Annotated in this window: 10 protein-coding genes; 1 reads left to right on the top strand and 9 read right to left on the bottom strand. The window is 64.4% G+C overall.

Going from position 1 to position 10,707, the window contains the following annotated elements:
• Window positions 1-66: 66 nt before the first annotated feature.
• Window positions 67-672 carry a protein-methionine-sulfoxide reductase heme-binding subunit MsrQ gene (gene msrQ / locus JI744_RS13870; RefSeq protein ID WP_202661730.1) on the bottom strand — a complete coding sequence of 202 codons (606 nt, stop codon included), beginning with the start codon at window positions 670-672 and terminating at the stop codon, window positions 67-69.
• The gene (msrP, locus tag JI744_RS13865; protein WP_202661729.1) at window positions 672-1,568 is read right to left on the bottom strand and encodes a protein-methionine-sulfoxide reductase catalytic subunit MsrP; all 897 of its coding nucleotides are present in this window, start codon (window positions 1,566-1,568) and stop codon (window positions 672-674) included. Before msrP ends, msrQ begins: the two co-directional genes overlap by 1 nt.
• A gap of 119 nt (window positions 1,569-1,687) precedes the next feature.
• On the opposite strand from msrP, the gene JI744_RS13860 reads away from it, so the two are divergent.
• The gene (locus JI744_RS13860; RefSeq protein ID WP_202661728.1) at window positions 1,688-2,449 is read left to right on the top strand and encodes an HpcH/HpaI aldolase family protein; all 762 of its coding nucleotides are present in this window, start codon (window positions 1,688-1,690) and stop codon (window positions 2,447-2,449) included.
• Here the strand turns inward: JI744_RS13860 and JI744_RS13855 are convergent.
• The 7 genes from JI744_RS13855 to JI744_RS13825 form a co-directional block, all read right to left on the bottom strand.
• Window positions 2,446-4,128, bottom strand: a complete 1,683-nt coding sequence (locus tag JI744_RS13855; RefSeq protein WP_202661727.1) for a hydantoinase B/oxoprolinase family protein — start codon at window positions 4,126-4,128, stop codon at window positions 2,446-2,448. The two genes, JI744_RS13860 and JI744_RS13855, sit on opposite strands and share 4 nt — an antisense overlap.
• Window positions 4,121-6,142, bottom strand: a complete 2,022-nt coding sequence (locus tag JI744_RS13850) for a hydantoinase/oxoprolinase family protein (protein WP_202661726.1) — start codon at window positions 6,140-6,142, stop codon at window positions 4,121-4,123. The genes JI744_RS13855 and JI744_RS13850 overlap by 8 nt, the downstream gene beginning before the upstream one ends.
• Window positions 6,143-6,835, bottom strand: coding sequence for an ABC transporter ATP-binding protein (locus JI744_RS13845; RefSeq protein ID WP_202661725.1), 693 nt, complete (start codon window positions 6,833-6,835; stop codon window positions 6,143-6,145).
• Window positions 6,822-7,544 carry an ABC transporter ATP-binding protein gene (locus JI744_RS13840; protein WP_202661724.1) on the bottom strand — a complete coding sequence of 241 codons (723 nt, stop codon included), beginning with the start codon at window positions 7,542-7,544 and terminating at the stop codon, window positions 6,822-6,824. Before JI744_RS13840 ends, JI744_RS13845 begins: the two co-directional genes overlap by 14 nt.
• On the bottom strand, window positions 7,532-8,464 hold the full coding sequence (locus JI744_RS13835; protein WP_202661723.1) for a branched-chain amino acid ABC transporter permease: 933 nt from the start codon (window positions 8,462-8,464) through the stop codon (window positions 7,532-7,534). The genes JI744_RS13840 and JI744_RS13835 overlap by 13 nt, the downstream gene beginning before the upstream one ends.
• Window positions 8,461-9,339, bottom strand: a complete 879-nt coding sequence (locus tag JI744_RS13830) for a branched-chain amino acid ABC transporter permease (RefSeq protein ID WP_202661722.1) — start codon at window positions 9,337-9,339, stop codon at window positions 8,461-8,463. The genes JI744_RS13835 and JI744_RS13830 overlap by 4 nt, the downstream gene beginning before the upstream one ends.
• A 74-nt stretch (window positions 9,340-9,413) precedes the next feature.
• Window positions 9,414-10,700: an ABC transporter substrate-binding protein gene (locus tag JI744_RS13825; RefSeq protein ID WP_202661721.1), complete on the bottom strand. Its 1,287-nt coding sequence runs from the start codon at window positions 10,698-10,700 to the stop codon at window positions 9,414-9,416.
• Window positions 10,701-10,707 lie beyond the last annotated feature (7 nt).

Raw genomic sequence — 10,707 nt, 5'->3', positions numbered from 1 at the left:
TTGATGCACGCCGAACCACTAGCTGCGCTGCGACTGCGCAATATCCTTGCGGCAATGCAGCGTGAATCAGGCGGTTTGTAACTGGCGCTTACGTTGCGGGATCAGGCGCACCACCAGCAACACCCCGACAAGGCCCAAATAGATCAATGCCTCGGTGGTATAGACCTTGCCGATCATCAGAAAATGCACGGCGCCCGCCAGAATGGCCGGATAGGCCAGCTTGTGCAGACGCCGCCACGCCCGCCCGCCCATGCGCCGGATCACCCCGTCATTCGAGGTGATCGCCAGCGGCAACAGCATCAGGAACCCGGCGAAGCCCACGATGATATAAGGGCGCTTGACCAGATCCTGCGCGATCTGCGTCCACAACAGCCCCATGTCCAACCCAATCCACACCATGAAATGCGCAAGTATATAGAAGAAGCCCAGCAGCCCCAGCGCGCGGCGAAACTTCAGCAGCCGCAGGCCCACCCGCAGCAGCGGCGTCACCGCAAGCGACGCGATCAGGAATCGCAGGCCCCATTCGCCCAAGGGCCGCTCCAGCCCCTTGACCGGATCGGGCCCAAGACCGCCGAAGAATGCCCCGTATAGCAGAAGGGCGGCCGGAATCGCGCCGCCAAGGTAAACCACCCAGGTTGGCAGGCGGCGCAGATAGCTGTTGATCTGTTCCATCAATAGTCCACCGCCAGATCCTGACCGGCATAAAGGCTGGCCACGTCATCGCCATAGCCGTTGAACAGCAGCGTGTCTTTCCGTCCGGCGAACAGGCCACCGCCGATGGGCCGTTCAGTGGCCTGGCTCCAACGTGGATGATCGACCTGCGGGTTCACATTGGCATAAAAGCCGTATTCATTGGATTGCAGGATGTTCCAGGTTGTGGGGGGTTGCTTATTGGTCAGGGTGATCTTGACGATGCTCTTGATCGACTTGAACCCGTATTTCCACGGCACCACCAGCCGCAGTGGCGCGCCGTTCTGCTTTGGCATCGGCTGATCATAAAGCCCGGTCGCCAGAATCGTCAGCGGATGCATCGCCTCATCCAGCCGCAACCCCTCGACATAGGGCCACGGGAAAGAGCCGTCTTTTTGGCCCGGCATTTCCTCGGGGCGCAGCAGGGTTTCAAAGGCAACGTACTTCGCCGAGGGCTGCACGCCCACGCGCGCCAGCAGCCCCGCCAGTTCAAACCCGTGCCACGGCACCACCATCGACCACGCCTCGACACAGCGGAACCGATAGATCCGCTCTTCGATGGACTGGCCTTTCAGCACATCGGCAAGATCATATTTGCCCGGCTTGTCCACCAGACCCCCGATCTCGACAGACCAAGGGTCGGTCGTCAGGGCACCGGCATAGGCCGCAGGATCTTCCTTGCCCCAGCCAAATTCGTAAAAGTTGTTATAGCCAGAGATGTCTTCCAGCGAGTTAGGCGGCTCGTCCACGGACCACTTGTTGCGCGCCATGGCAGGTGCGGCCATCAACGCGCCCGCCCCCGCAATAAGTTGCCGCCGGTTCAGGAACATGGCCTTCGGGGTCACGTCCGACCATCTGAATTCAGTTTTGAATGACATGCGCGCTCTCCGGTTTTCCCAGAATGAAGGATGGGCCGGTTGCGCCAAAAGGCAAAACAAACCCCCTCACATTCGCGGCACAGCATTGTAACACAAAGAGGCATAGTCAGGAGGTGCCGATGCCCGCCCCGAAAAACCCGTTGAAACAGGCGCTGGCCGAGTGCCGGGTGCAGACCGGCATCTGGGTAAACCTTGCCAGCCCCATCGCCGTTGATCTGCTGGCCGGGGCCGGGTTCGACTGGCTGCTGCTGGATGGAGAGCATGGGCCGAACACCATTCCGACCCTGCTGACACAAGCGCAGGTCATCGGGCAGCGCTGCAATGTGGTGGTGCGGCCCCCGGCGGGTGAGGTCCGGATGATCAAGCAGATCCTCGACCTTGGGGTGCAGAACGTGCTGGTGCCGATGGTGGACAGTGTGGAGCAGGCACAGGCCATGGCGCGCGCCATGCGCTATCCGCCGGCGGGGGTGCGGGGCTTGGGCGCCTCGGTCGCGCGGGCGGCGGATTACGGGCGGACCCCCGAATACATGGCCAATGCCGATGACGAGGTGTGCCTGATCCTTCAGGTCGAAAGCCGGGCGGGATTGGCCGCGCTGCCGGGCATTCTTGCGGTAGATGGGGTGGACGGGGTGTTCATCGGCCCGTCGGACCTTGCCGCCGATATGGGGTTTCGCGGCGACACCACGCATCCCGATGTCTTGAAGGCCATCGAAGGGGCCATCGCCCAGATCACCGCCAGCGGCAAGGCGGCGGGCATTCTGACCTTTGACGAGGCTTTGGCCCGCCGCTATCGCGACATGGGCGTGACCTTCCTTGGCGTCGGCAGCGACGTCAATCTGCTGATGCGGGCGGCGGGTGGCCTGGCCGAACGGGCGCGCTAGCCCGTCCAGCCAAACAGGCGTTGCGCTTCGGCGCGGGTATACCGGCCAAGGCGCACATCTTCGGCCACCAAGGCCGGGTCACGGGCGGCAGGGTCGCCATAGCCGCCGCCGCCGGGCGTACGCACCCGCACCCTGTCGCCCGGTTGCAGCGCAATATCCTGCGCCTTCGACAGATGCGGCGGCACCCAAACCTCGGCCCCGCGCATCACCTCGACCCGGTTCACCGCGCCATCCTTGCCGCCCAGAACGCCCTGCGGCCCGGTGCGGCCATGGTCCATGACAAAGCTGGCCCGCGCATCGCCGCGCAACAGCTCAATCTCATAATCCAGCCCAAAGCCACCCCGGTGCTGCCCCGCGCCACCCGACCCTTCGTGCAGCGCATAGCGGCGGTAAAGCACGGGGAAAGCCTGTTCCATGATTTCAACGGGCGGAGCCTTTGAAATGCCGATGGTCGAACAGCCGTTCGACAGCCCGTCATGGGCCGCATTGCCGCCATAGCCGCCGCCCGAAATCTGATACATCACGAAATCACGGCCCCGGTCCGGGTCATGCCCCCCAAGGCCGAAATTGCCGCTGGTGCCCGCCGGGGCGGCTGTCACCCGATCGGGGAATACCTGCACCAGCGCGGCAAACACCGCCTCGGCAATGCGCTGACTGACCTCGGCCGCACAGCCTGAGACGGGGCGGGGGTAATGGGCATCCAGAAAGGTGCCTTCAATCCCGGTGACTCGCAGGGGTTCGAACGCGCCCGCAGAAATCGGCACATCCGGGAACACATGGCGCACCGCAAGATAGACCGCCGACAAGGTGGTGGCGCGCACCGAATTCATCGGCCCCATGCAGGGGCGCGACGACCCGGCGAAATCAAAGACCACATCCGCCCCGTCCCGTCGCAACGACAGCGCAATGATCAGCGGTTCATCCACCACGCCGTCACTGTCCACCACGGCCCGCGCCGTCACCGCCACTTCGGGCACATCGGCCAGCATGGCCCGCATCTGCCGCGTAGCCAGCCCGCGCATTTCGGCAATCGCCTCGGTCACCTGCGCATCGCCGTACCGGTCCATCAACCCCGACAGCCGCTCTGCCCCCACCAACAGCGCACTTGCCTGCGCCTGCACATCGCCGATCCGCTGTTCGGATACCCGGATGTTGGAACAGATGATCTGCCAGATCTCGCGGTCCATCTGACCGCGCTTGAACAGCTTGACCGGCGGCAGGCGCAGCCCTTCCTGTTCGGCGCTGATTGCACTGGCCGAAAAGCCGCCGGGCACCGCGCCGCCGGTATCGGGCCAGTGCCCGGTGTTCGACAGCCAGCAATAAAGCTGACCGGCGCGGTAAAACGGCATGGCAAAGCGCACATCCATCAGATGCGTGCCGCCAAGGTAGGGATCGTTGACGATATAGATGTCGCCCGGCTCTGGCGCTGCCGTTTCGCCCGACCGGATGCGCTCAATCAGGGTGCGGGTGGAAAACTGCATGACACCCACGAACACTGGTAAGCCTTTCGACCCTTGGGCGATCAGGCTGCCATCCTCGGCACTGTAAATGCCGTCGGACCGGTCATCCGCCTCGGCGATCACCGGGGAAAAGGCGGCGCGCGAAAAGGTCAGGTCCATCTCGTCGCAGACTTGCTGCAACCCGGCCTGAATAACCGCCAGCGTGACCGGATCAAGCATTGTCCACCTCTACAACAAGGTTTCCATCGGGATCAGAGGTCACCCGGCACCCCGGTTCGACCACCAGCGTCGTATCCATCTGTTCAATGATCGCCGGCCCTTGCAGGTTCAGCGCCAAGGGCAGGTGGTCGCGCCAGTAAACCGGCACCTGCACCCAGCCGCCAAACCAGACCTGTCGCATCTCTTGTGGCTCTGGCTCGGGCAGCCGCCCGCCGGGTTCGATCAGGCGCGACAGGTCCAGCTCTGGCCGCTCTCCGATCACCGAGCAGTTCAGGTTCACCAGATTGGCGCGGATGCTGGGCAGGTCCACCTTGAAGCGCGCCCAATAGGCGGCCTCAAAACCGGACTGCATCTCTTCGCGGCTGACATCCGGGCCAGGCAAGGGAATGCGCAGCAGATGGGTTTGGCCGACAAATTGCATATCTGCGGAAAACTCGGCCCGAACCGCCGCAAGGGCAAGTTTTTCGGCACCAATCGCGCGGCGCCCCTCGGCCTCTTGTCCCGACAGAACCGCCTGCACGGCGGCCATGTCCACCCCGTCCAACGGGCGGTTCAAGGTGCGCACAAAATCGTGCCGCAGATCGGCGACCACACAGCCCAAGGCATTGGTCAGACCGGGCCGCGCCGGAACCAGTACGCGCGGCACCCCAAGTTCCCGCGCCAGCGCAACCGCATGCAGCGGCCCCGCCCCGCCAAAGGCGAACAGCGCGAAATCGCGCGGATCGGCCCCCATGCTGATCGAAACCATGCGGATCGCGCCCGCCATATGGGTATTCGCAATCCGCACCACCGCCTCGGCGGCCTGTTCCACCGACAGACCAAGGGGCACGGCAACCTGCGCCTCCATCGCCGCGCGCGCGGCTTGGGCCGCTTGCCCAAACCGATGCGCGGGCAGGCGGCCCAACAGCAGATTGGCGTCCGAGATCGTCACCCGGTCACCACCGCGGCCATAACAGACCGGGCCGGGGTAAGACCCGGCAGACTCTGGCCCCACCCGCAGCATGCCGCCCTGATCCACCCGCGCAATGCTGCCACCGCCCGCGCCCACCGTGCGCACATCGACCATCGGCACATGGATCGGCATGGCATATTCCACCTCGATCTCGTTCGAGACCGGCGCCACGCCGCCCTTGATCATGGCAACATCGGTACTGGTGCCTCCCATGTCATAGGTCAAAAGGTTGGCCATCCCGGCCCGCCGCCCGGTTGCCACCGCCGCCATCACACCGCTGGCCGGACCCGACATCACGGTTTTCACCGCCTCTCGCGCCACCTTGTCGGCTGCAACCATTCCGCCATTGCCGTTCATCACCAAAAGGTCGCGGGCATAGCCCTGCGCGCGCAGCCCATCGGCCAGCCGCACGACATAGCGTTCCAGCAACGGCTGCACGCTGGCATTCACCGCTGCCGTCACGCCGCGCTCAAACTCTCGGCTTTCCGACAGCAGGGAATGCCCGGTGGTGATATAGCCATTGGGCCAAAGCCCCGCGGCGATTTCCGCCGCGCGCAGCTCATGCGCCGGGTTGGCATAGGCATGCAGAAAATGGATCACCAGACTTTCGCAACCCTGATCCAGCAACTGCCGCACCGCGCCCGCCACCGACCTTTCATCCAGCGCAGTGATCACCCGGCCCCGCGCATCCATCCGCTCGGCCACCTCCAGCCGCAGGTCGCGCGGGATCACCGGCACGAAATGCCCGGTCATGCCGTAAGCCTGCGGCCGGGTGCGGCGGCCCAGCTCCAGCACATCGCGAAACCCCTGCGTCGTAATCAGCCCGGTCTTGCACAGCTTGCGTTCCAGCACCGCATTGGTGGTTGTTGTGGTGCCGTGGACGATCAGATCCATCGCGGCCAGATCGGCTCCCGCCTCGGCAAAAGCCGCCAACACGCCGCCCGACTGATCCGGCAGCGTGGTCGGCACCTTGGCCAGCCGCACCGTCCCCGTCGCAGGATCAAGGATCACAAGGTCGGTGAAGGTTCCGCCCACATCCACCCCGGCAACCAGACCCGTCATTCACACCCCCACATAGGCCGCAAACCGCGGCGCATCGGCCCGAAGGCCCGCACCCGGCACAACCTCGGCCACCGTGCCATGACCCATGAAGGCCACGCGGTCCGCAACCTGCAACACCGCATCAACCCGCTGTTCAACCAGAACCGTCGCCACGCCCGTGGATTTCAGGCCCAGCAAAACCTCTCGGATCGCCGCGATCATCGAGGGTTGCAGCCCCTCGGTCGGTTCGTCCAGCAACAGGACCTTCGGCTCCAGACACAGGGCGCGGGCAATGGCCAACATCTGCTGTTCGCCACCGGACAGGGTTTGCGACACCTGCCCCAATCGCTCTCGCAACCGGGGAAACAGGTCCAGCACCTGCTCGTGCACAGCGCGGCCCCGGTGCCGGGTCATCAACCCGATCTCCAGATTCTCGGCCACGGTAAGCGGCCCGAACAACCGCCGCCCCTGCGGCACCAATGCGATGCCATGGCGCGCCACCTCATGCGCAGGCAGGGCCGACAGGTCATCGCCATCCAGCACGAACCGCCCCTGCCGCGCCACCAGCCCCATGATCGCGCGCATCAGCGTGGTCTTGCCCACGCCGTTGCGGCCCATGATGCAGGTCACCTCGCCGCCCCGCGCCTCCAGCACCACATCGCGCAGAACGGTAACCGCGCCATAGCTGGCCGAAACCCCCTCAAGCCGCAGCATCGTCGGTTCCCAGATAGGCCGCCTGCACCGCCGGGTTGGCGCGAATTTCGGCAGGCGTTCCCTGCGCCAGCACCCGACCAAAGTTCAGCACGGTGATGCGGTGCGCCAGATCCATCACCACCTCCATATTATGCTCGATCATCAGCACCGTGGTGTGCGGCACCAAACTGCGGACCAGCGCCCCAAAGTCATCAATCTCGCCCGCCGCCAGCCCTTGGGTCGGCTCATCCAGAATCAGCACCTTGGGTTTCAGCGCCAGGCCCATCGCCAGCTCCAGCAGGCGCTGATGGCCGTAAGACAGGGTGCCCGCCTCTTGCCCGGCCAGACCCTGCATCCCCACCCGGCCCAGCGCGACACCCACCGCGCCCGCCAGGTCGCGTGCGCCCTGCGACTGCGCCGCTAATGCCACATTGTCGAACACCGAAAGGCGCGGATAGATCGAGGTGATCTGGAACGTATAGGCAATGCCCTTTCGCACCCGCAGATGGGCAGGCAGCGCCGTGACATCCTGCCCCGCCAGCGTGATCTGCCCGGCATCCGGCGCAATCCGCCCCGACAAAAGGCTGACAAAGGTTGTCTTGCCCGCGCCGTTCGGCCCGATCAGCGCATGAATCTCGCCCGCGTTCAGCGCGAAATCCACGCCATCCACGGCCTTCAGCCCGCCATAGGCCTTGGCCAATCCCTTTGCCTGCAAGATCACGGCAGCCATGGCAGCCACCTTTCGCGCACATACCCCAGGATGCCGCGCGGCGCGAACAGCACCACCACGATCAGCACCACCCCCACCAGCATCAGATAGGCATTGGTCAGACCCGAAGCGAAGTCGATCAACCAGAACATCACCGCCGCCCCGATCAACGGCCCCAAGGCTGTTCCCGCCCCGCCCAACAGCGAATACAGCATCGGCAGGATCGAATATTGCACCGTGGCAAACCCCGCCCCGGCATAGCCAAAAAACACCCCATAAGCCGCCCCCGCCAGCCCGGCATAAAGGCCAGAGATCACCAGAACCTTCAGCTTCACCGTATAGGGATCATAGCCCAGCATCCGGCTGCGCTCCTCATTCTCGCGCATGGCCAGCATCACCCGCCCGAACCGAGAGCCGACCAACCCCAGCGCCCCTGCAAGCGCCGCCGCATAAATCCCCAAAGCCAGCCACAACCGCGACCCATCCTGCGTCAGATCCAGCCCCAGCACCTGTCGCGCGGCCCCCGGCAGCACCAGCCCCTGATCGCCCCCGGTCACTGCGTTGCAGTAAATCAGCGTCAAATACCCGGCCTGCGCAAACATCAGCGTCACGATCATGAAGCTGACACCCTTGGTGCGCAGCGCCAAAACCCCTACCGCCGCCGCAACCACGCCGCCGGCCAGCATTCCGGTTCCCAGAACGGGCAACCCGCCCCACCCCCACAGGGTCACCGGCAAAGCCGCGCCGAACATGCCCGCACCAAAGAACAGCGCATGCCCCAAACTCAGCATCCCGGTATAGCCGAAGGCCAGATTATAGCCGGTGGCAAAGACCGCCAGCACCAGCACCCGCGCCAGATTGTTGGCGTGATAGGCGGGCAAGATGACCGCCAGCACAGCCAGCACACCCAACACCGCCAGATGAAACAGCCACCCCTTCATGCCTTGGCCCCGAACAGGCCCTGCGGCCGGAACACCAGCACCAGCGCCACCAGCAGTGTCGCGATGATCTTCGACAGCGTTGGCGCCCAGAACATCGAAATCACCCCATCCGACAGCCCGATGATCAGCGCCGCCACCAGAGTTCCGCGCAAACTGCCCAACCCCCCGATGATCACGGTGATGAACGACAGCAGCAGCGGGTCACCCCCCATCAGGTAATGCACCTGCGTTGTCGGCACGACCAGCACCGCTGCAACCGCCGCCAGCGCCGCACCCAATCCAAAGGTGCCCGCATAAACCCGGTCTACGTTGATACCAAAGGCCCGCGCCGTTACCCGGTCCACCTGCGTCGCCCGCATCACAAGGCCAAACCGGGTGCGTGTCATCACCAGCCACACCGCAAGCAACACCGCCCCGGCCGCCGCCACCACAAACAGCTTGTACCCCGAATAGCCAAACCACGGCAGTTGCAGCCGCAGGCTGAACGGCGCCGCAACCGGCCGGGCATCGGGGCCAAAACTCAACAGCGCCACCTGCTCCAGAATATAAAGCAGCCCGATCGTCGCCACGATCACCGCCTCCGGCTCATATTCCAGCCGCTTCAGCACCAGCACATCCACCGCCGCCGCCAACAGCCCCACCAGCGGCGGCACAATGATCAGCGCGACCAGCCACCCCACAACCGGCGGCCCCGGCACATGGCCCGCCACAAACCATGCCAGCACCGCCCCCGTCATGAAAAACGCCCCGTGCGCCACGTTCACCACGCGCATCACGCCAAACACCAGCGACAGACCCGAGGCCATCAGCGCCAGCACCGCCGCCGATACCAGCCCCTCCATAAGTGCAAGCAGCAGAAACGGCCCGAAACTCACCAAAACCTCATCATCTGTTCATAAATATCCCGCGGGGGGCCGGGGGGCGCGAAGCCCCCCGGACCGGCTGCAAATCAGAACGACATCGTGGTGTAATCCACCCCGTCGTCATACTTCCCCTCGTCAATGGTGGTGGTATGCACCTTCACCAGCTTGCCGCCCTCGACTTTCGAGATGTTCTGGCTGCCAAAGGCCTGATGCGTCTTGCCGTTGAAGACCTTGGCCCCCTGCGGACGCTCGATGCCATAAGGCAGGTCGGTCACGGCCTCCATCGCCTCGACCAGCTTTTGCCGGTCAGCCACCCCGGCATAGCCACTGGCCTCGACGGTCTGTTTGATAAAGTGCAGTGTCTCCCAGGCAGAAAACATATGGGAATAGGTGGCGACATCCTTGGCATCGGCCACCGATGCCCCGTTGTCATCGACACCCACGGCGGCGCGATAGTCACCCTCGGCGGCACCGGCATCGGCTGGTTTCACGCGGGGATGCGCCTCCCAGAAATGGCTGCCTTCCAGGAATTCCAGCCCCGGCGTCGCGGTATCCACCGCCTCCAGGCTGTCGATAAAGCCGAAAAGCTGCGGCTTTGCACCCGAACCATAGAACTCGCCCAGCTCTTTCACAAAGGTCAGCACGCCAGGGCCAACCATGACGTGATACAGCACCTCGGTCTCTGCCGGTATCTGCGCGAAGTAACGGGTATAGCTGGTTTCGGTCGGCGGAATGGCGATTTGCGCCACAACCTGCCCGCCCTGCGCCTCGATCGCCTTGGTAAAGAAATCGCGGTGGTCGTAGCCAAAGGCATAATCCGGGAAAAACATCGTGACCTTCTTACCCAGATTGCCCGCCACCCAGGGCGCCATCGACGAAATCTGGCTGCGCACGTCCGTAATGCCGGGCTGCAAGGTCCAGCGGTTCAGCGCGCCGCTCGCAACGTGATAGCCTTCGGAGCAGACCAAATAGGGCACCTTCAATTCGCCCGCGCGCGGCGCAGACCCCATCACCACATGGCTGAACAAGGTGCCAAAGATCAGGTCACAGCCATGCTGGCTGTTCAGCTTGTCCACCACTTCGGCGCCCCGCGCCGGGTCAGTGCCGTCATCCTCATAAACGATCTCAACGGGGCGCCCGCCAATGCCACCCGCCTCGTTGATTTTCTTCAACGCCGCATCGGCGGTGCGCTGATACCAGCGGCCATAGCTGGCGCCGATGCCGGTGGCGTGCAACTGGAAGCCCAGCTTCAGCGGGGCCGCCTGCGCCCAGACCGGTCGCACCAGCCCCGCAGAGCCGGCGATCAACCCCGCGCCCATCCCGGTCAGAACCGCCCGCCGCGATGGCGCAATGCCCGTCAAAGTCGTTTTCATGGTCCGT

It is taken from the genome of Fuscibacter oryzae (assembly GCF_016765795.1).
Taxonomy (GTDB): domain Bacteria; phylum Pseudomonadota; class Alphaproteobacteria; order Rhodobacterales; family Rhodobacteraceae; genus Fuscibacter; species Fuscibacter oryzae.
This window is presented reverse-complemented; position numbering and strand designations above follow the sequence as displayed.